The following is an 18,657-nucleotide window of genomic DNA, read 5'->3' as shown; positions in this document are numbered from 1 at the left end:
GGCACACGCGCCGACGAATGCGGTGCGGCTTGCAAGGTAAAGTGATGCTTCTGTCATGCAGTCGGCGGCGTGAGCCGCTAAAGTATGCGTTTGCGCCGCTTACCTGTTGCTTTCATTTGAAGAGAAGTCCACATGCCGTTGTCCATTGAGCCGTCGAATGGCCCGTCAAACGATGCCGCGCGGAACAGCGCGTTGAAACAGGCGGTGTTTCTGCACACTGGCTGGCGTAGCGCGGGAACGTGGGTCTGGTCGCGTCTGCGCGAACTCGACAGCGTGACCGGCTTTTATGAGCCGCTCAGCAACGTGCTCGCGGACCTGAGCCTGGCCGAGGTGTCCGCGTCGCGTCCCACGCTGACATCGGGCCATCCGCCGCTTGACGCGCCGTATTTCCACGAATATCGCCCGTTTCTGCGCGAAGGCGTTCGCGGTGTGGACGGATATCGCAGGGGTTTCAGTCTCGATCGCTTCGCCAGCGTGCCTGATGCGGAATTTCCGGCATTGCAGGCCTATCTACGCAACCTGTGCGAGCGCACCACCGAACAGGGCAGCGTGCCGGTCTTCAAGTTTTGCCGCTCGTCCGGCCGGCTGCCGTGGCTGAAGCAGGCTTTTCCGCAGGCCATGCATGTGGGCGTGTTGCGAAATCCGGCCTCGCAGTTCGCTTCGGGGTGGCTGCTCAGTCAACAATGGAGCAATCCGTTTTTCGTGGCCGCGCCGTTTCGCGTGCTCGGGCTGAATCAATCGGACCCGCTAGTCAGGCAGGCCATCGAGATCTGCGGCGTGAGCTTGCCGCCCGCGGCGCCCGCTTCGGACGACACTTATGCAATGGCGTGCGAGCACTATGCGCGCACCGCGGAAGGCAATAACGCGTATCGGGCATTCGTCGCGCTGTGGATTCTGTGCGCGTTGCGCATGGCGGACGGTGTCGATCTGCTGATCGATATGGACCGGCTTGGAACCTCGCGCGATTACGCGACGGATCTGCGCAGCCGGTTCGAAACGCAGAGCGGCTTGTCGCCCGACTTCAGCAGCGCGCGCGATCTGGTGGAGGAGACGCGGCGCGGCGCGGCGCGCATGAGCGGAATCGACGGACGGACGATGCGCACCGTGCATTCCGCCGCGCTCAAATTCCTCAAGGCGCAGGGCGCCGCCGACGCCGCCTTTGTCGAAGTGATCCGCGAGAAGATGGTGCTGGCCAACGAGCTGACTGATGCATGGCGCTGATGGAGCATTCGCCGCGCACGGTGAACGACTCTGGGCGCGGCGACGCAAAATCACCGTTATTTAAGCGGCCGTCGCCGATACAGCCGCTCGCAGCCCCAGCAGATAACTCTCGACGCCAAAGCCGCAAATCTGCCCTTTGACGACTTCGGCAAACACGGAAACATGCCGGAACGCTTCGCGCGCGTGGATGTTCGACATGTGAATTTCCACCACCGGCACCGTCAAGATCGCCAGCGCATCGCGAATGCCGTAGCTGTAATGCGTCCATGCTCCGGCGTTGATCATGACACCGTCGGCATTGTCCGTGAAAGCCTGGTGGATGCGTTCGCACATGGCGGCTTCGCTGTTGGTCTGAAAGCTCTCGACCTGCACGCCCAGTTCCTTGCCCAATGCCTGCAGGCTGCTGTCGATTTCGGCGAGCGTCACGGTGCCGTATTGCGCAGGGTCGCGCTTGCCGAACATATTGTGGTTGATGCCGTGAAGCATCACGAACGTTTTCATGGGGCGTTCCTGGAGTAATGGATTCAGTAAAGGCGATGCGATATCAATGCGCTGCTGCGACCGCGGGCGTCATGCTGACCACGGAACCGGCATTGGCCGCTTCGACGATCGCCTCGGTAATGCGCAGATTCTGCAGGCCGTCGCGGGCGCTCACGAGCGGTTTCACTTCTTGTCGAATGACGCGCACGAAATGTTCGAGCTGAAGCTTGAGCGGATCGTCGCGAGTCATCTCGGCAACGCCGACCGCGAACGGCTTCCACCACGAACGGTCCTCGGCCTTGCCATAGGTTTTCAGGCGCATGGTGGGCACAGCGAGCGAGCCGAAGGTGCCTGCGATCACATAGCAGTCTTCGTCCGGATACGACGGATAAGCCTTGTTTTCCTGCGACGTCTGCTCCCAGCTACGAGCACTCGCGGCCGTGTCCGACAGCATGAAGCTGCCGAGCGCGCCGCTCGCGAAGCGCAGGTTGATCGCCACTGTGTCCTCGACCGGAAAGCCGCGTGTGGCATGCGACGAAAACGCCTGCACGGCCACGATATCGCCGCACAGCATGCGCAGGTTGTGCACCTCGTGGATCATGTTCAGCAGGATCGGCCCGCCGCCCGGCTCGCGCCGCCAGGGGGCGTCGGCGTAGTACTCATCCGGTTTGAAAAAGACCGCGCTGCCCATCACCGCGACCAGTTTGCCGAGCCGGCCTTCGTCGATCAGTTGCTTCGCTCGGGCCATGATCGGACTGTGCGCGCGGTGATGCCCGATCAGCAACGGCACGCCGCAGCGCTCGGCTTCGGCGACCAGTGATTCCGCTTCATCGACCGTGGATGCGATCGGCTTTTCGAGCAGTGTCGGCACGCCGGCCGCGAGACAGGTCAGCGCGTGCCCCACATGCAACTGGTTCGGCGTGGCCAGAATCACGCCGTCCGGGCGGTCCCGTTCGAGCAGTTCGTCGAGCGTCCGGTAAAGCGGCACGCCGGTCTGGGTAGCGATCGCCTGTGCCGCCGGCGACGGGTCGACGATCGCCGACAACGAGCACGTGCCGCTCTGCTGCGCGACAGCCATGTGAGCGCGGCCGATGTAGCCCGCGCCGGCCATGGCGATCCGGGTCCTGTTCATGGATCGATTCCTTCGAAGTTCGAGCGAAATGGATTACGCGAGGGCTTTCTTCGTTTCAGCCATGGTCTCGGCCCGCATGCGCTCGTAGCTGACCTTGTCGATCGGCACGGCATTGGGTTCGCCCAGATCGCTCAGCCTGACGCGGTAGTTCTCGCGTGCGCTCCATGCGGTCACCGCGGCAACGATGGTGATGGCGAACGTGATCGTGCCGATGATGAGTGGCACATTGGTCGATCCGGGCGGCGCGACATAGGCGAACAGCGCCGGCAGCAAAGCGGTGATCGTCGTGCCGATGTTCTGGCCGATGGCCATCGCGGAGACCCGTGAACGGGTCGGGAACAGTTCCGGATAGAAGCTCGGGAAAATCGCGTTATACCCTTGATAGACGATGCCCCACATGAGGATCGACATCACCATGGCGAGCGGGACGTTGCGGATGCTGATCGCGTAGAGGTAGCCGAACGAAAGCAGACCCGCGCCAAGCGCGCCGACGACGATGGGCAGGCGCCGGCCGATCCGGTCGGAAAGATTGCCCACATAGGGAATCACCAGCACGGCGACGATATTGCCGATCACCGGAATCCACAGATAGACGCTCTTGGAAAAGCCGATGCCGTATGACGCCTGCACCGCATAGGCCGCGCCGAAGATGGTGGCGACGACCGGGATCACGTTCATCAACGAGCAGAGAATCACGCGCACCATATCGGGCCAGTTGTAGCGGAAGGCTTCGACAATCGGCGACTTGGGCACGTTGCCGCTCGCGTCTTCCTTGGCGAACGCCGGTGTTTCATGGACTTCGCGGCGAATGTAGTAGCCGGCAATCAGCACCACGGCACTCAGCAGGAACGGGATGCGCCAGCCCCACGAATTGAATGAGCTCTCTTCCATGAAGTAGGCGAGCGGCAGGAACACGGCGGCGGCGAGAATCTGGCCCGCCTGCACGCCTTGCAGCGTGAAACTGGCGTAATAGCCGCGCCGCCCGAATGGCGCGTGTTCGAGAATCATCGAACTCGCGCCCGAGATTTCACCGGCCACGGCGAAACCCTGAATCAGGCGCAGCACCACCAGCAGGGCGGGCGCGAGCAGCCCGACGCTGTGATAGGTAGGCAGAAAGGCGACCGCCATCGTCGAGATGCCCATCAGGAACATGCACAGGAGCAGAACGTTCTTGCGGCCGTGGGTGTCGCCCCAATGCCCGAGCACCACCGCGCCGATCGGCCGCGCGACGTAACCCACGCCGTAGGTGGCGAGCGAAGCCACGATGGCGATCTTCGGATTGCCCGAGGGAAAGAACAACTGTGGAAAGATAAGGGCCGCTGCCTGGGCGTAGATAAAGAAGTCGTAGTACTCGAGTGCCGAGCCGATCCAGCCGCTGGCGGTTGCCTTGCGAGCCTGCGAGCGGCGTTCGTGGCCGCCTGCCGATGTATTCGTTTCCATGTTGTCTCCTGAACAGAAATGTTTGGATCAGCTTCTACGGCTGATTCATTGGCGTCCTGAAAGCAAAACTATGCAAGCCAGGACTTTCCGGGACGCGGCCTGTTTCCGGATGCTCGATCGCTGCTGTGCAGCGCACCAATCGAACGGCGGTACAGGGTTAACCAGTGCCTGGGTGTCCCGAGTATTTCATCCGACCGGCATGGCTTGCCCGATCGGCTCGTTAAGGCTAGGGTAATGTGGTTCTGCACGGACACAATGCGGCCAAATGGAAAATCAGAATGCGCTTACAGCCAGCAATGAGTCTTTCCTGCGCGATCTGCAGCTGTTCTGCAACATCGCGCGCCGGGGTAGCTTCGTGGCGGCATCGACGGAAATGGGTTTGTCACCCTCGCATGTCAGCAAGCGGGTTGCCATGCTGGAAGCCAGTCTCGGCGTGAAGCTCTTTCAGCGCACCACGCGCCGGGTCAGTGTGACGAGCGACGGCGAAGCCGCTTTGCAGTGGGCGCAGAAAATACTCGACGACGTGCAGGGCATGGCCGATGCGTTCGCCGATCGCCGCACCGAGTTGCGCGGCTTGCTGCGCATCAGCACGAGCCTGCGACTCGGCCGCAAGCATGTATCGCCGATTCTGGCCTTGCTGCGCCAGCGTCATCCGAATCTCGAGATCTGGCTGGAATTGCTGGACCGGCGCGCCGATCTCGTCGGCGAGAACTTCGATATCGACATTCGCGTGGGCGAAGTGCATGAGCCGCACCTGATCGCGCACAAGATAGTGGAGAGCACGCGAATACTCTGCGCGTCGCCGGACTATCTGGAACGGCGGGGCACGCCGCTCGAACTGGCCGAACTGACCCAGCACGACTGCCTGCTGTTTCGCGGACGCGACGACCGCTTCGGCGTCTGGCGCCTGAGCGGTCCGAACGGCGAAAAGAGCGTGAAGGTGACGGGCACCGTTGCGTCCAATCTCAGCGATATCGTCGTGCAGTGGGCCAAGGACGGCTACGGCGTGGTGATGGTGTCGATCTGGGACGTGGCCGAGAGCCTGCGCGCCGGCGAACTGGTGCGCGTGCTGCCTGACTACATGCAGTCCGCCGACGTGTGGGCCGTGACGGCGGAGCGTTTGTCGTCGTCGGCGAAGATCCAGGTGTGCATCGAATTTCTCCGGGAACAGTTGACGAGCGGGCCGTACGCGCTCGTGACACGCGGCGTGGGCGGGTTTTGACCGAGCCACGCGCGCCGCGCGCCGACGCCTGCACGGGGTTCGCGTTCCAATACAGTTGCCACGCAAAAAACAATACAGTGAGGCGCGGTTTTATTTCGCTGTATCGGGAATATGGCCGGCGCCGTCGATACAGTTGGCAAGTCTCGATGGAGCCTGCCGACGAGCGGATCGCCGCTCTGGCGCTGTGCGACGTAGCCCGATTTTTTGCCTATGGCCCGGTGGTGACGCGCCGCGGTTTATCCCGAACACGAGGTAAAGACATGAATGCAGTGAACGAACAAGCGAAGCTGTCGGTGCAGCAGTTGGGCCACTACATTGGCGGCGCGCCGGCCGCGCCGACTAGCGGCCGCTTCAAGGACGTGTTCAATCCCGCCACCGGCAAGGTGACCGGTTCGGTGGCGCTGGCGTCGGTCGAGGAAGTGGACGCGGCGGTGCAGGCCGCCAAGGCCGCCTTTCCCGCCTGGAGCGAAAGCGCGCCGATCAAGCGCGCGCGCATTCTGTTCAAGTTCAAGGAGCTGCTGAACAAGCATCACGACGAACTGGCGATGCTGATCACGCGCGAACACGGCAAGGTGTTCACGGACGCGCAAGGCGAAGTGGTGCGCGGCATCGAAGTGGTCGAGTTCGCGTGCGGCATTCCGAACCTGCTGAAGACCGATTTCACCGACCAGATCGGCGGCGGCATCGACAACTGGAATCTGCGGCAGGCGCTGGGCGTGGTTGCGGGCATCACGCCGTTCAACTTCCCGGTCATGGTGCCGATGTGGATGTTCCCGGTCGCGCTCGCCTGCGGCAACACGTTCGTGCTGAAGCCGTCGGAGCGTGACCCGTCGGCGTCGCTGCGGATTGCCGAATTGCTGAAGGAAGCCGGTCTGCCGGACGGCGTGTTCAACGTCGTCAACGGCGACAAGGTGGCCGTGGATGCGCTGATCGATCACCCGGATGTCGCGGCGCTGTCGTTCGTGGGCTCGACGCCGATCGCCGAATACATTCATACGGAAGCGTCGAAGCGCGGCAAGCGCGTGCAGGCGCTCGGCGGCGCGAAGAATCATCTGGTGGTGATGCCGGACGCCGATCTGGATCAGGCGGTCGACGCACTGATCGGCGCGGCCTACGGTTCGGCGGGCGAGCGCTGCATGGCGATCTCGGTCGCGGTGGCGGTCGGCAACGTGGCCGACAAGCTGATCGAGAAGCTGGTGCCGCGCGTCAAATCGCTCGTGATCAAGAACGGTGAACATCTCGACGCGGAAATGGGCCCGTTGGTTACCGCCGAACATAAGGCCAAGGTGGCCGGTTATATCGCGTCGGGCGAGGCCGAGGGCGCGAAGTTGGTCGTCGACGGCCGCGCGCATCCGGTTGCGAGCGAAGACGGCTTCTTTATCGGTGGCACGCTGTTCGACAATGTCGGCACGGACATGAAGATCTACAAGGAAGAGATCTTCGGCCCGGTGCTGGCGGTAGTGCGGGTGCCCGACTTCGCGAGCGCCGTGGCGCTGATCAACGCGCACGAGTTCGGTAACGGCGTGTCGCTCTTCACGTCGGACGGCGGTGTGGCGCGCGCGTTCGGCCGGCAGATTCAGGTGGGCATGGTTGGCATCAACGTGCCGATTCCGGTGCCGATGGCATGGCATTCGTTCGGCGGCTGGAAGCGCTCGCTGTTCGGCGACCATCACGCTTACGGCGAAGAGGGTGTGCGCTTCTATACGCGCTACAAGAGCATCATGCAGCGCTGGCCGGACAGCATCGGCAAGGGGGCTGAATTCACGATGCCGGTGGCGAAGTAAGTTATCGGCGGGTTGGTTGTCATTCAGAAAGCCGCGCCTGATTCAGGCGCGGCTTTTTTGCGTGAGGGAGCGGCAACGGCCCCTTAAACGCCCGAAGACGAATCTTCCTCCGCTTCGCTCAAGACAGCGTTTTGCAAGGCAATAGCGGCGCTGACGTATGCGGGCCCCTGACGCGGATCGTCGACGCTATAGCGCAGACGTCTGCCGTCCATATACACGCGGAACTGGCGGTATTTCACCAGGTAGAGCAAGCCGACGACCGCCGCCGCGAATCCCGAAGCCGCGCCTACGCCGAGCGCCCAGCGCGGGCCGAAACGGTCCGCGACCCAACCGACGACCGGCGCGCCGAGCGGCGTGCCGCCCAACGCAATCGCCAGCAGAATCGCGATCACCCGGCCGCGCATGACGGGGTCGGTGGTGAGTTGAACGAGACTGTTGGTGGACGTCGTGAAGGTTTGCGTCGACACGCCGATTACCATGAGTGCAATGCCGAACAGCACGGAAGTCGGCATTAACGAAGCCACGGTGCAGCCCACGCCGAACACGCTCGCCGCGCCGAGCAACAGCGCCATGCGCGGTTTGGCCCGACGCGCGGCGAGCAGCGCGCCGGTCACGGAGCCGATCGCCATGGTCGAGCTCAACACGCCGTATTCGCTCGCACCCGCATGGAATGCAGTGACCGACATCGTCGAGATGAAGATCGGGAAGTTCAGGCCGAATGTGCCGATCAGGAACAGCATCAACAGCGCGGCCTTCAGGTCGGGCCGCGTCCACACATACTTGAAGCCTTCCACGAAACTGCCACGTGAGCGCACCGCACGGGGCTTCAGATGCAGTTCACTCAACCGCAGCATGCGCAGCGAACCAAGCACGGCGACAAAAGACAGCCCGTTGATGAGAAACACCCAGCCGGTGCCCACCGAAGCGATCAGCAGTCCCGCGACCGCCGGCCCGATCATGCGCGCGGCGTTGAACGAGGTGGAATTCAGGCCGACCGCGTTCGACAGATCGTCCTCGCCGACCAGATCCGATACGAAGGTCTGGCGTGCCGGCGAGTCGAACGCGGTGACGCAGCCGAGCAGTCCCGCGAACACATAGACGTGCCACAACTGCACGAGCCCGGTGACGGTCAGAATACCGAGGCCCAGTGCGCAAGTACCCATGGCTGCCTGCGTGGCGAACAGCAGTTTGCGACGGTCGAAGTGATCGGCCGCATAACCGGTGAGCGGCAACAGCAGCATTTGCGGGCCGAACTGCAGCGACATGACGATCCCCACGGAGGTCGCATTGTGACGCGTGAGTTCCGTGAGAACGAGCCAGTCCTGCGCCGTGCGCTGCATCCACGTACCGATGTTGGAGACGATCGCGCCGCTCGCCCAGACCCGGTAATTGAAATTGCGCAGCGAACGGAACGTGCCTTTCACCGGGCTGTTTCCATGTGCGGGGTTAGGCCGGCGCGCAGACTTCCAGCTGTGATCGAAGCCGGCATCATGCGCGCGAGCGCTCGAGCAACTCGAGGACTTCCTGGGTCGTGCCGGTTTCGCCGAGACGCGGAAAGATGCGCGTGATGCTGTTGGTGTGAGCGTCCGCATTGAGATCGGTCATGGCGTCGACGACGAGCGTGACGTTAAAGCCGAGTTCGTTGGCGTAGCGCGCGGTGGATTCGACACCGATGCTGGTGGCCACGCCTACGAGCACCACTTGCGTAACGCCTTGCTCGCGCAGATAGGCTTCGAGATCGGTGTTCGTGAACGCGCCCCAGGTGCGCTTGGTGACCCGATGATCCGACGGCTGCGCGTTGAGTTCAGGCACGAGGTCCGCGAACCCGGCCGGAAAGTCGCCGGCGTGGCGCGCCTGTTCCGCGCGGCCCGGCGCGCCGCCGGTCACGTTGACGAGCACCACGGGCAGGCCGTGGCGGCGAAACGCGTCGGCGATGACGGCCGAGCGCTTGACGACGTCGCCAGTGGGATGCGCGGTGGGCAGCGCGACAATGCCTTGCTGCAAATCGATGACGATGAGTGCGGTCTTTGGGTCGAGCGTAGTGAATGCCATGAGTTGCTCCTGAGAGTTACGAGTCGATGAGGCGTTTGAGTAAGTCGACGCCGGTAGCGAGTTGTCGTTGCTCGGCCGCCGAGAAGCGCGTCTGGATGGTGCGAAACAGCCAGTCTTCGCGAGCCGCGCGGCTTGCCTTGATCTTCTTGCGAAAGGCGGGTGTGAGGGAGAGGACCGTTTGCCGCCCGTCGTTCGGATCGGGCGCGCCGCTGACGAGGCCGGCGGCTTTCAGAACCGAAAGCGTTTCGCCCATGGATTGCGGACGCATGCCGTGAGCACGCGCGAGCGCGGTGACCGTTGCCGGACCTTCGCGCTCCAGCAAGCCGAGGACCTGCACCTGTGAAGGAGTGAAATCGCCCAGATGCGACTCTTCGCGCAAGCGGCGGCGCAGTTTGCCGACCAGCACGCGCAGGTCTTCCGCGATGGCGTGCAGGGTTTCGGTATCGGCCGGTAAATCGGTCTTGCTCATGCCATGACAGATGTGAAGGTTACCTGCGAAGGTTACCTTCGTATCTGGTTGAAGTCAAGGTGAGGGGGTGGCGTGGGGAGAATGAAAGGAGGGCGAAGCGTGCGCCGTCGGAGACGGTATCAGGCTGCAAAGTCAGTCGTGCTCTTTGCGAAGACACGTTCGTACCTGGCGTCCGCATCGACCGACTCATGTGCGAAGGGCAGTGTTATGCATCTCGATCTTGCTTTCTCGATTTGTTTAACTATAGTGTTAAATATCAACCGTCAGGTTTACAAAAGGAGGCAATCATGAGCGAGCCGCTGTATCGTCCTTCGCTGGGATCCGCGGTGTACTACAAAGACCCGTTTGCAGCGCTCGACTGGCTCGAGCGGGCGTTCGGTTTCGAGCGCCAGATGGTCATCACGGACAACGACAGCCAGTTGGGCCACTCGGAAATGCGTTTCGGCGACAGCTACCTGATGGTCTGCCGCGAATGGTCGGAAAACGCGGCCAGTCCGGCGTCGATCGGCGGCAAGAACACGCAGTCGGTGCACGTGCAATTGCGTGACGGCATCGACGAGCATTGCGCCCGCGCGCGTGCCGCGGGTGCCGTGATTACGCGCGAACCGGAGGATCAGTTTTACGGCGACCGTGTCTACGCCGCCCGCGATCCGGAAGGGCACGTGTGGAGCTTCGGCCAGACGGTTCGCACCGTGTCGCGCGAGGAAGCCGAGCGCGTCAGCGGTCTGAAGATCGAAGGGTGGGTGTAACGCATGGCCCTGCCTGCGAGCGCCTCGCTCGACCGCACGCTGGCCGCGCTAGCCGATCCGAACCGGCGGCAGGTGGTCGATCTGCTCAGCCGTCAGCCGATGCGCGCCGGCGAACTCGCGCAAGCCACCGGCCTGTCGCCTCAAGCGATGAGCCGGCACTTGCGTGTGCTGCGCTCGAGCCAGTTGATCGAAGAGTCGCATGACGGCGTCGATGCGCGCGTGCGCCTTTACGTGCTGCGCTCGACGCCGATGGCCGAGTTAAAGGCGTGGCTCGAACAGACCGAGGCCATGTGGGCCGGGCAATTGCTGTCGTTCAAAGCGCATCTGGAGGCACAGGGATGAGTTCGCGCGTGCAGGTGTCGTTGCGCGTGGCCGCCTCGCCGCAACGCGCGTTCGACGTTTTCACGCGCGAGATCGGCGCATGGTGGCGGCCTAATCAGCTCTTTCAGTTCACGCCGCAGAGCGCCGGCATATTGTCGTTCGAACCGGCTGAGCAAGCGGGCGGGCAGGGGCGCCTGATCGAGACGCAGGCGGACGGCAGCGTCTTCGAGATTGGCCGCGTCACGGTCTGGGAGCCGGGCGAGCGCCTCGCCTTCGGCTGGCGTCAGGCCAGTTTCAGCGACGCGCAACACACGCACGTCGAGGTGCGTTTCGAAGCGGTGGGCGACGAAACACGAGTGACCGTTGAACATCGCGGCTGGGATACCGTGCCGCAGGAACACGTGGCGCGCCACCATTTCCCCGATCGCGTGTTTCTGCTGCGGCACGGCGAATGGTGGCAAGCGTTACTGGCTTCACTGCGAACGGCCGTACAGGCGTCCGGACCGACTGGCTGAGCGCTCGGGCGTTCCAGCGACGCAAAGCCTCAGCGCGTGGCGATCGCGGCCGCGACGCCCGCCATCACCGTCGCGCTCGCGCGGTTGGCGATCTTCACGGCGCGCCGCGTGGTGAGCAGCTTGCGCGCTCGCGTGGCGAGCAGCGCCCAGCCGAAGTCGACGGCCATCAGCACGATCAGCATGGTGAGCGTGAGTTCGAACCACGCGACGGTGCCGATGCGCGACACGTCGATGATGGTCGGCAACAGCGCGAGGTAGAACATCATGATCTTCGGATTGCCGAGCGTGACGAGCAGACCCGCCACGAACATGCGCCACGGCGAGCGGGCGCTCGGCAATTCGCTGCCTTGCACATCGGCCGGCGCGCGCCACATCTTCCAGGCGAGAAACAGCAGATACGCCACGCCGATGAATTTGAGCACCACGAACACCATGCCGAAGCTGCGCGCAATCACTGCAAGTCCGGCCACCGCGCAGGTGAGCCAGAGCGCCTCGCCGATCCACATGGCGGCGAGAAAGGGCAGCACGTCGCGAAAGCCGTTGGTCAGCGCGCGCGCGACCAACGCGGCGATACTCGGCCCCGGCGTGCCGGCCGCGACGATCAGCGCGAGGGCGAAAACGAGCAAGGCGGTTAGCGTCATGACGATCTCCACGAATTTCAGTGCGCGCGCAAGCGCCGGTTGACGAAGCGCCACACTCCGCTCACGAGCAGCGAGCCGACGCCGAGCGCGACGCCCAGCAGCACGATCGAACTCATATGATCGCGCACCAGCGGCACATTGCCGAACAGATAGCCGGCCGCCACCAGCGATACGATCCACAGCGCCGCGCCCGCCGTGACGAACGACACGAAACGCGCGAACGTCATGCGCGAAACGCCCGCGACGAACGGCGCGAAGGTGCGCACCACGGCGATGAACGGTGACAGCAGGAAAGTCAGTCCGCCGCGTGCTTCGTAAAACGCGTGCGCCTTGCGCAGCGCGTTCTTGTCGAGCCAGCGATAGTCGGCGGTATAGACTTTCTCGCCGATCGCGCGTCCGATCGCATAGTCGACGATGCTGCCCGCCACCGTCGCGGCGAACAGCACCGGAATCACGAGCCAGACGTTCAGCGCGCCGGCGGCCGCGAGACCGCCGCAAATGAAGATCAGCGGATCGCCGGGCAGGAAGAATAGCGGCAGGAAGCCAATTTCGACGAATACGACGAGAAACAGCATCGCGTAGACGGCGGTGCCGTATTGCACGATCAGGCCGCTCAGGTGCTGGTCGAAGTGCAGGGCGACCTGCAGCACATGCATCAGATCCATCTTGGGTCGAAGGGAAATTCAGATCTTCAGGAGTTTAGTCCCGCCGCGGCGCGCTGACTTGTCTATTTCTCGGAGGTGATGTCAATATCGGGGCGTGTCGTCGAGAATAACCAGCACTACACACCTGCGAAAACGCCCATGCAACACGCCACCGCTGTCACCTTCCGCTTTGCCGAGCCGCACGATGCGAACGCCATCCGCACGATCGAATTCGAAGCGGGGCAGCGCTTCCTCAGCGTCGATATGGCGGGCATCGCGGATGCGCCGCCGATGGACCTGGAACTCGTCGAGCGCAAGATCGCGGCGCGGGAAATCATCGTTGCCGTGGCTGCCGATGCGACGTGTGCCGGTTTCGTGATGTTCGAGCTGCAGCCCACGCGCATCTACGTGCAGGAACTCGATGTGCTCACCTCACACGCGGGGCAGCGGATCGGCGCGGCGCTGATCGAGCAGGTCGCGCAAATTGCTCGCGCGCAACGACTCACGCAACTGATTCTGTCGACGTTTCGCGAGGTGCCGTGGAATGCGCCGTACTATCGGCGGCTCGGGTTTCGCGATATCGAAGAAGCCGAACTCGACGCGGCATTGATCGCGCGGCGCGACGCGCATATCGCGCGAGGACTCGACGAATCGAAGAGGGTGTTCATGCGGCGTGATCTTGCGTGATATGCGCTTTTTTTCAGGCATAAAAAACGCGGCGGGTATGACCGGAACATATCGTTCATGTCACACCCGCCGCGCGGTTTTTAGCGTACTGCCATGCATTTGCCGCTTTGACTCAGCGGCTTAACCTCCGTCGACCCCACGCATAGCTTCGCTTTTTTACAGCTTGCTGCAAGGCTTATTCCACGGTTTCCAGCGTCGGATAATCGATGTAGCCAGTTTCGCCGCGTGCATAGTACGTCGCCGGGTTCGGCTTGTTCAACGGCGCATTGGTGGCGAAGCGGCGCACCAGATCCGGATTCGCGATGAACAGTTGACCCCACGCCACCGCGTCCGCTTCACCCGCGTCGAGCACCTGTTGCGCGGTTTCCTTGGTGAACTTTTCGTTCGCGATGTACGGGCCGCCGAAGGCTTTCTTCAGTTGCGGGCCGAGACGGTCGTCGCCGAGCGCTTCACGTGCGGCGATGAACGCGATCTTGCGCTTGCCGAGTTCGCGGGCCACATAGCCGAAGGTGCCGGCCGGATCGGAATCGCCCATGGCGTGCGCATCGCGACGCGGCGCGAGGTGCACGCCGACACGGTTCGCGCCCCACACGTCGATACAGGCGTCGGTGACTTCGAGCAGCAGACGCGCGCGGTTTTCGATCGGGCCGCCGTAGGCGTCGGTACGCTTGTTGGTGCTGTCCTGCAGAAACTGGTCGAGCAGATAGCCATTCGCGCCGTGCACTTCAACGCCGTCGAAACCGGCTGCCTTCGCGTTTGCCGCGCCTTTGCGGAAGGCTTCGACCACGCCGGCGATTTCATCGAGTTCCAGGGCGCGCGGCGTCACATAGGGACGCTCCGGACGCACCAGGCTCACGTGGCCTTGTGCCGCGATCGCGCTCGGCGCGACCGGCAGTTCGCCGTTCAGGAACAGCGGGTCCGAAATACGGCCGACGTGCCACAGTTGCAGAAAAATCTTGCCGCCGGCGGCGTGCACGGCGCTCGTGACGAGTTTCCATCCTTCGACCTGCTCCTGCGACCAGATGCCCGGCGTCTCGGCATAACCCACGCCCTGCGGCGTGACAGACGTCGCTTCGCTGATGATCAGGCCGGCGCTCGCGCGTTCAGCGTAGTACTTCGCCATCAGCGCATTCGGCACGCGGATTTCTTCGGCGCGTTGGCGCGTGAGCGGCGCCATGATGATGCGGTTCGGCAGCGTGATGTCACCAATTTGCAGCGGATCGAAAAGAGTCGGCATATGAGTTCACCTTTGGCCGAGGGCGCGCGGCCCGAGCCGAAAAAACTGCTTGATGAAAGAAGCGCGGCACTGCGAATAACAGCGCCTAGAACTGCGTGTTCATGTGCTCGAGGAACGCCTGGATGACGGCCTCGTTGCGTTTGAAAAACACCCATTGACCCACCCGCTTCGACGTGACGAGGCCCGCGCACTGCAAAGCCGCGAGGTGGGCCGACACGGTGGACTGCGACAAGCCGCAGTGTTCGTTGATCTTGCCCGCGCACACGCCGTAATCGAGCGGCAGTTCCTGGTCGCCGAAATGCGCAAACGGCTCGCGCAGCCAGCCAAGAATCTCCCGGCGAACAGGATTGGCAAGCGCTTTGTGAATCGCGTCGATGTCGAGCGTCATTGGGTGGGTTTCAGGGTCATCAACAACAGCCAGTTGGGGGCGCCGGTTGGCGCCCCCACGACTGCATCGCTACAGGACGAATCATATATCGGATTTCGACGATATGCACGAAGGCACTACTGGCGATGGGGGTGATAGGTGTGGACGCCCGACAAGGCCCTACTTTCGACGCACCTCCGATCAGATGAAACGCCACATCGACCCACTATCGCAGACCGGTCGCGGGGAGCGCAACCCGCTGCAGCGCGGCCATCGGGCCGAGCCGCTCGATCACTTGCATCTGCGCCGCGTCGCGCACGAAGAGCGACCCGGCGAATCCCAATGCGTTGATTGATACGCCCTCGACACGCTCTTCCGACCTCGGTACGAGCAACATCCATCGGCGTGTAACGAGCAGGTTGTACGGGGCCGACTGACGAAGTTCACCGTTGGACTCGACCGGTCGGACGCCGGCGGCTTCGAGCAGTGCACGGTAGCAGGAGAGGACCGACTGCGCCGCAGCCACGGAGATCGCGGCGCCGGGTTCGAGGTGCGCGAACGCATGCCGGAATGGCAGCCCTGGTACGCATTGCGGCAGACCATCGGCAAGCGTGGTTGCGAGAACGGGCTCGATGGGGACCGGCGGTTCAGAGTCGCCGAGCGGCAGCGGCATGATTTGCAGATGCTTGTGCGCCTGACTCGCGCCCGCGGCAGCGCCTGCATTGTAGAAACCGATGCCGTCGAACTCGGCCATACAGGCAATCAGCGACTCGAAGTCGGCCAGGTTGAGGAGCGCGTCCTGCGGTTCGAAAGCACGGGTAACGATCAGCAGATGATTGTCGATGACATTGAACTTGTTGAGCAAAGCCACATGCGTGTCGGAGATATCGGCGACAAAGAGATCCGGCTCATAGGGAAGGAATGGATTCTTGGATGGACGCTCCCCGTCATGAAGCTTTTGCGTTTGCCGGCGCTGCTGCTCCTTGCGGTTCAGGCTCGAAACCTGCCGCACGATAAAACGGATGCCGCCGCTTTCGATCACCGCCTGGAAGGTTTCGATCTGTTGCAGCGCGCCGCAGCGCAGCGCGTGCGCGGTCTGGCGCAGCATGGCAGGCCACAGGGTTCCCGGTGGAAGGCGTCGATTTTCCATGGTTCGTTGCGGAGACAGGTTCGTCATTGGGCACGCTCATCGATTGCCGCTAAAGCTTGTAACCGATCGTGCGCAACAGATCCTTGCGCCATTGCACGTCTTCCTCGCTTTCGACGCCGAGCGGCGAGAATCCATCAATCACGCCGACAATGCCACGGCCCTGATCCGTTTCCGCGATCAACACCTCGACGGGATTCGCTGTCGCACAGAAGATCCGGCATACCTCGGGCACCGCCTTGATCGCGTTCAGCACGTTGACCGGAAAAAAACCGTCTCCGAGAAAAACAAAGAAGCTGTGGCCCGCGGCGACGCTCATCGCGTTCTTGCAAGCCATCTCGACCAGGCTTTCCTCGGTGCCGGAGCGGCGCACGAGGCGCTTGCCTGATGCCTCGCAGAACGCCAGGCCGAACTTGATGCCGGGCACGGTGCCAACCATTGCCTCGTGAATATCCTCGACGGATTTGATGAAATGGGTTTGCCCGAGGATGAAGTTAGTCGTTTCGGGCTTGACGATTGTGACGGCGGACAATTGCATATCGGACCTCGCTCCGTTGCGACAGCACACTGGTAAAGACGCGCAGACGACCGGCAATTGTGACTTCAGAGATTTGCGCCAGCCAGTCCACCGCTTTAGCCCATCTTCTAGGCTAGTACTAACCGCCCCTCAGCGGAAGCACAGTTCGCCGATGAGGTCTCGCCAGACTTCTGTTTTCTCGTTACCGGCCGGCATTCATGTCTGGCGCGGTCCTTTGACAGCCTATTTCAATCATTCGGGTACAGGCGTTGACCCAGAGCCCGCCGTAACCTCATCGGTCAAGGGACAGTTCTGAACTTTGCGTGCCGACGGCAATATGTAATCGCCGAACTGCTCACGCAGCTTCAGCTTGTGCAGCTTCCCGGTTGCGGTGTGGGGCAGCTCGTCGACGAAGACGACATCGTCGGGAATCCACCACTTGGCGACCTTGCCTTCGTAGAATCCACGCAGCTCGTCCTGGGTCACATCGCTATCGGGACGCTTGACGACCACCAGCAGCGGCCGCTCTGTCCATTTCGGATGCGCGCAGGCAATACACGCCGCTTCCGCCACCGCGGGATGCGCGACTGCCACGTTCTCGATGTCGATCGAACTGATCCACTCGCAGCCGGACTTGATCAGGTCTTTGCTGCGATCGGTGATGCGCATGAAGCCGTCGCGATCGATCGTCGCGACGTCACCCGTCGCAAACCAGCCATCGACGAGCGGCGACGTATCGTGGCGGAAATAACGGTCGATCACCCACGGCCCGCGCACATGCAGATCGCCGAACGCGACGCCGTCCCACGGCAATTCGCGCCCGCCGTCGCCAACGATCTTCATGTCGACGCCATAGATCACATGCCCTTGCTTCTCGAGCAGCCTGCGCTGCTTGTCGGGCGAGCGCTGCATCTGCTCCCAGTTGAGTCTTGCGAGCGTGCCGAGCGGCGACATCTCCGTCATGCCCCACCCATGGATGGCCTCGACGCCATAGTCGTCCTTGAACATCCTGAGCATCGCGGGCGGGCACGCCGAGCCGCCGATTATCGTGCGCTCCAGCGACGAGAACCGCACGCCCGCTTCGCGCACGTAGTTGAGCAGCCCGAGCCACACGGTCGGCACGCCCGCCGAACACGTGACGCGCTCGGCTTCCATCAGCTCGTAGAGCGACTTGCCGTCGAGGTCCTTGCCGGGGAACACGAGCTTCGCGCCGGTCAACGGCGCGCCGTGCGGAATGCCCCACGCGTTCACATGGAACATCGGTACGACGGGCAGCACGGAATCGCGCGCGGACAAGCCCATCGCGTCGGGAAGCGATGCGCCTAGCGCATGCAGCACCGTGGAACGATGCGAATACAACGCGCCCTTCGGATTGCCTGTCGTGCCCGACGTGTAGCAAAGATTCGAGGCGCTTCGCTCGTCGATGAGCGGCCAGTCGAATTGACCGTCCATCTCCGTGAGCAACGCTTCGTAGCACGATGCGTCCGTCGACATGCGCGGCCTATGCGCCTCGTCCGTCATCGCAATCCAGCCGCGCACGTTCGGACATTGTGGCGCAAGCATATCGACGAGCGGCGCGAACGTGAGGTCGAATAGCACATAGCTGTCGTCGGCGTGATTGACGATATAGGCGATCTGCTCGGGAAAAAGCCGCGGATTGATCGTGTGGCAGACGGCGCCGAAGCCTGTCGTGCCGTAGTACGTTTCCAGATGCCGGTAGCCGTTCCATGCGAGCGTGCCGATTCGGTCACCTGCTTCGACGCCAAGCGCGATGAGCGCCTGCGCGAGTTGCTTTGCGCGCCGCTCGCAATCGCGATATGTATAGCGATGCACGTCGCCCTCGACGCGCTTCGACACGATCTCCGTCGTGCCGAAGTAGCGTGACGCATGCGCCAGCAACGAAGAAACCGTCAGCGGCACATCCATCATCTGTCCATGCAGCGGTGTCGTCATAGCCGCGTCTCCCTGCTGTTCTCAACGCTTCGCTTTGGCACTCGAAGGCTGACTCGTTGTGCTCGAATTGACCGGCTGA

Annotated in this window: 20 protein-coding genes; 7 read left to right on the top strand and 13 right to left on the bottom strand. The window is 62.8% G+C overall.

Annotated elements, in window-relative coordinates:
* Positions 1–132: 132 nt before the first annotated feature.
* Positions 133–1,221 (top strand): hypothetical protein, encoded by a 1,089-nt coding sequence (locus tag P0D80_RS04740; protein WP_408281680.1) that lies wholly within the window; start codon positions 133–135, stop codon positions 1,219–1,221.
* 60 nt (positions 1,222–1,281) lie between these two features.
* Here P0D80_RS04740 and aroQ read toward each other — a convergent pair whose 3' ends face one another.
* Genes aroQ through P0D80_RS04725 form a run of 3 tightly spaced genes read right to left on the bottom strand, consistent with a single transcriptional unit; the run spans position 1,282 to position 4,273 of the window.
* A complete protein-coding gene (gene aroQ, locus P0D80_RS04735) occupies positions 1,282–1,722 on the bottom strand; it encodes a type II 3-dehydroquinate dehydratase (RefSeq protein ID WP_132382529.1) in 441 nt (146 codons plus the stop codon).
* 43 nt (positions 1,723–1,765) lie between these two features.
* Positions 1,766–2,833: a Gfo/Idh/MocA family protein gene (locus P0D80_RS04730; protein ID WP_408281678.1), complete on the bottom strand. Its 1,068-nt coding sequence runs from the start codon at positions 2,831–2,833 to the stop codon at positions 1,766–1,768.
* Between the two features lie 33 nt (positions 2,834–2,866).
* Complete coding sequence (locus P0D80_RS04725) at positions 2,867–4,273, bottom strand: MFS transporter (protein ID WP_408177134.1); 1,407 nt, start codon at positions 4,271–4,273, stop codon at positions 2,867–2,869.
* A 265-nt stretch (positions 4,274–4,538) separates the two neighbouring features.
* On the opposite strand from P0D80_RS04725, the gene P0D80_RS04720 reads away from it, so the two are divergent.
* On the top strand, positions 4,539–5,495 hold the full coding sequence (locus tag P0D80_RS04720) for a LysR family transcriptional regulator (protein ID WP_132382535.1): 957 nt from the start codon (positions 4,539–4,541) through the stop codon (positions 5,493–5,495).
* 260 nt (positions 5,496–5,755) lie between these two features.
* On the top strand, positions 5,756–7,279 hold the full coding sequence (locus P0D80_RS04715; protein ID WP_408281674.1) for a CoA-acylating methylmalonate-semialdehyde dehydrogenase: 1,524 nt from the start codon (positions 5,756–5,758) through the stop codon (positions 7,277–7,279).
* A gap of 83 nt (positions 7,280–7,362) precedes the next feature.
* Here the strand turns inward: P0D80_RS04715 and P0D80_RS04710 are convergent, their stop codons facing one another.
* From P0D80_RS04710 to P0D80_RS04700, 3 genes are all read right to left on the bottom strand, one after another.
* Positions 7,363–8,703, bottom strand: coding sequence for an MFS transporter (locus tag P0D80_RS04710; protein WP_408281671.1), 1,341 nt, complete (start codon positions 8,701–8,703; stop codon positions 7,363–7,365).
* Positions 8,704–8,767: 64 nt separating this feature from the next.
* Positions 8,768–9,331 carry an isochorismatase family protein gene (locus P0D80_RS04705; protein ID WP_408281669.1) on the bottom strand — a complete coding sequence of 188 codons (564 nt, stop codon included), beginning with the start codon at positions 9,329–9,331 and terminating at the stop codon, positions 8,768–8,770.
* A 16-nt stretch (positions 9,332–9,347) separates the two neighbouring features.
* On the bottom strand, positions 9,348–9,800 hold the full coding sequence (locus P0D80_RS04700; protein ID WP_408177138.1) for a MarR family winged helix-turn-helix transcriptional regulator: 453 nt from the start codon (positions 9,798–9,800) through the stop codon (positions 9,348–9,350).
* A 287-nt stretch (positions 9,801–10,087) separates the two neighbouring features.
* Between P0D80_RS04700 and P0D80_RS04695 the strand changes: the two genes are divergently transcribed.
* From P0D80_RS04695 to P0D80_RS04685, 3 genes are read left to right on the top strand one after another with little or no spacing between them, the layout of a single operon-like run.
* Positions 10,088–10,549 carry a VOC family protein gene (locus tag P0D80_RS04695; protein ID WP_408281666.1) on the top strand — a complete coding sequence of 154 codons (462 nt, stop codon included), beginning with the start codon at positions 10,088–10,090 and terminating at the stop codon, positions 10,547–10,549.
* Positions 10,550–10,552: 3 nt separating this feature from the next.
* Complete coding sequence (locus tag P0D80_RS04690) at positions 10,553–10,891, top strand: ArsR/SmtB family transcription factor (protein WP_132382547.1); 339 nt, start codon at positions 10,553–10,555, stop codon at positions 10,889–10,891.
* A complete protein-coding gene (locus tag P0D80_RS04685; protein WP_408281662.1) occupies positions 10,888–11,385 on the top strand; it encodes an SRPBCC family protein in 498 nt (165 codons plus the stop codon). Before P0D80_RS04690 ends, P0D80_RS04685 begins: the two co-directional genes overlap by 4 nt.
* Before the next feature lie 29 nt (positions 11,386–11,414).
* Here P0D80_RS04685 and P0D80_RS04680 read toward each other — a convergent pair whose 3' ends face one another.
* Together P0D80_RS04680 and P0D80_RS04675 are read right to left on the bottom strand one after the other, a co-directional pair.
* Positions 11,415–12,026, bottom strand: coding sequence for a LysE family translocator (locus P0D80_RS04680; protein ID WP_408281660.1), 612 nt, complete (start codon positions 12,024–12,026; stop codon positions 11,415–11,417).
* 17 nt (positions 12,027–12,043) lie between these two features.
* Positions 12,044–12,691: a VTT domain-containing protein gene (locus P0D80_RS04675; protein ID WP_408281657.1), complete on the bottom strand. Its 648-nt coding sequence runs from the start codon at positions 12,689–12,691 to the stop codon at positions 12,044–12,046.
* Between the two features lie 138 nt (positions 12,692–12,829).
* On the opposite strand from P0D80_RS04675, the gene P0D80_RS04670 reads away from it, so the two are divergent.
* Positions 12,830–13,357 carry a GNAT family N-acetyltransferase gene (locus tag P0D80_RS04670; protein WP_408281655.1) on the top strand — a complete coding sequence of 176 codons (528 nt, stop codon included), beginning with the start codon at positions 12,830–12,832 and terminating at the stop codon, positions 13,355–13,357.
* Between the two features lie 175 nt (positions 13,358–13,532).
* On the opposite strand, the gene P0D80_RS04665 is transcribed toward P0D80_RS04670, so the two are convergent.
* The 5 genes from P0D80_RS04665 to P0D80_RS04645 form a co-directional block, all read right to left on the bottom strand.
* Positions 13,533–14,594: an alkene reductase gene (locus P0D80_RS04665; RefSeq protein ID WP_408281652.1), complete on the bottom strand. Its 1,062-nt coding sequence runs from the start codon at positions 14,592–14,594 to the stop codon at positions 13,533–13,535.
* 85 nt (positions 14,595–14,679) lie between these two features.
* Complete coding sequence (locus P0D80_RS04660; protein ID WP_408281650.1) at positions 14,680–14,982, bottom strand: ArsR/SmtB family transcription factor; 303 nt, start codon at positions 14,980–14,982, stop codon at positions 14,680–14,682.
* Between the two features lie 205 nt (positions 14,983–15,187).
* Positions 15,188–16,111, bottom strand: a complete 924-nt coding sequence (locus P0D80_RS04655) for an ATP adenylyltransferase family protein (protein ID WP_408281647.1) — start codon at positions 16,109–16,111, stop codon at positions 15,188–15,190.
* Positions 16,112–16,160: 49 nt separating this feature from the next.
* Entirely contained in the window at positions 16,161–16,646 is a 486-nt protein-coding gene (locus P0D80_RS04650; protein WP_132382561.1) for an adenosine-specific kinase, read from the bottom strand.
* 231 nt (positions 16,647–16,877) lie between these two features.
* Positions 16,878–18,578, bottom strand: a complete 1,701-nt coding sequence (locus tag P0D80_RS04645; RefSeq protein WP_408281643.1) for a 3-(methylthio)propionyl-CoA ligase — start codon at positions 18,576–18,578, stop codon at positions 16,878–16,880.
* Positions 18,579–18,657: the final 79 nt, after the last annotated feature.

Origin of the sequence: Paraburkholderia sp. RL17-373-BIF-A (genome assembly GCF_046030175.1) — a bacterium.
GTDB lineage: Bacteria > Pseudomonadota > Gammaproteobacteria > Burkholderiales > Burkholderiaceae > Paraburkholderia.
The sequence above is the reverse complement of the archived record's forward strand: the minus strand, read 5'-3'. Positions and strand labels throughout refer to the sequence as shown.

Excerpts from the sequence above, each read along its gene's own strand:
- P0D80_RS04740 (WP_408281680.1), top strand. The coding sequence starts at position 133 with ATGCCGTTGTCCATTGAGCCGTCGAATGGCCCGTCAAACGATGCCGCG.
- P0D80_RS04685 (WP_408281662.1), top strand. The coding sequence starts at position 10,888 with ATGAGTTCGCGCGTGCAGGTGTCGTTGCGCGTGGCCGCCTCGCCGCAA.
- P0D80_RS04680 (WP_408281660.1), bottom strand. The coding sequence starts at position 12,026 with ATGACGCTAACCGCCTTGCTCGTTTTCGCCCTCGCGCTGATCGTCGCG.
- P0D80_RS04645 (WP_408281643.1), bottom strand. The coding sequence starts at position 18,578 with ATGACGACACCGCTGCATGGACAGATGATGGATGTGCCGCTGACGGTT.
- P0D80_RS04730 (WP_408281678.1), bottom strand. The coding sequence starts at position 2,833 with ATGAACAGGACCCGGATCGCCATGGCCGGCGCGGGCTACATCGGCCGC.
- P0D80_RS04715 (WP_408281674.1), top strand. The coding sequence starts at position 5,756 with ATGAATGCAGTGAACGAACAAGCGAAGCTGTCGGTGCAGCAGTTGGGC.
- P0D80_RS04650 (WP_132382561.1), bottom strand. The coding sequence starts at position 16,646 with ATGCAATTGTCCGCCGTCACAATCGTCAAGCCCGAAACGACTAACTTC.
- P0D80_RS04700 (WP_408177138.1), bottom strand. The coding sequence starts at position 9,800 with ATGAGCAAGACCGATTTACCGGCCGATACCGAAACCCTGCACGCCATC.
- P0D80_RS04725 (WP_408177134.1), bottom strand. The coding sequence starts at position 4,273 with ATGGAAACGAATACATCGGCAGGCGGCCACGAACGCCGCTCGCAGGCT.
- aroQ (WP_132382529.1), bottom strand. The coding sequence starts at position 1,722 with ATGAAAACGTTCGTGATGCTTCACGGCATCAACCACAATATGTTCGGC.
- P0D80_RS04675 (WP_408281657.1), bottom strand. The coding sequence starts at position 12,691 with ATGGATCTGATGCATGTGCTGCAGGTCGCCCTGCACTTCGACCAGCAC.
- P0D80_RS04660 (WP_408281650.1), bottom strand. The coding sequence starts at position 14,982 with ATGACGCTCGACATCGACGCGATTCACAAAGCGCTTGCCAATCCTGTT.
- P0D80_RS04695 (WP_408281666.1), top strand. The coding sequence starts at position 10,088 with ATGAGCGAGCCGCTGTATCGTCCTTCGCTGGGATCCGCGGTGTACTAC.
- P0D80_RS04665 (WP_408281652.1), bottom strand. The coding sequence starts at position 14,594 with ATGCCGACTCTTTTCGATCCGCTGCAAATTGGTGACATCACGCTGCCG.
- P0D80_RS04690 (WP_132382547.1), top strand. The coding sequence starts at position 10,553 with ATGGCCCTGCCTGCGAGCGCCTCGCTCGACCGCACGCTGGCCGCGCTA.
- P0D80_RS04705 (WP_408281669.1), bottom strand. The coding sequence starts at position 9,331 with ATGGCATTCACTACGCTCGACCCAAAGACCGCACTCATCGTCATCGAT.
- P0D80_RS04655 (WP_408281647.1), bottom strand. The coding sequence starts at position 16,111 with ATGGAAAATCGACGCCTTCCACCGGGAACCCTGTGGCCTGCCATGCTG.
- P0D80_RS04670 (WP_408281655.1), top strand. The coding sequence starts at position 12,830 with ATGCAACACGCCACCGCTGTCACCTTCCGCTTTGCCGAGCCGCACGAT.
- P0D80_RS04720 (WP_132382535.1), top strand. The coding sequence starts at position 4,539 with ATGGAAAATCAGAATGCGCTTACAGCCAGCAATGAGTCTTTCCTGCGC.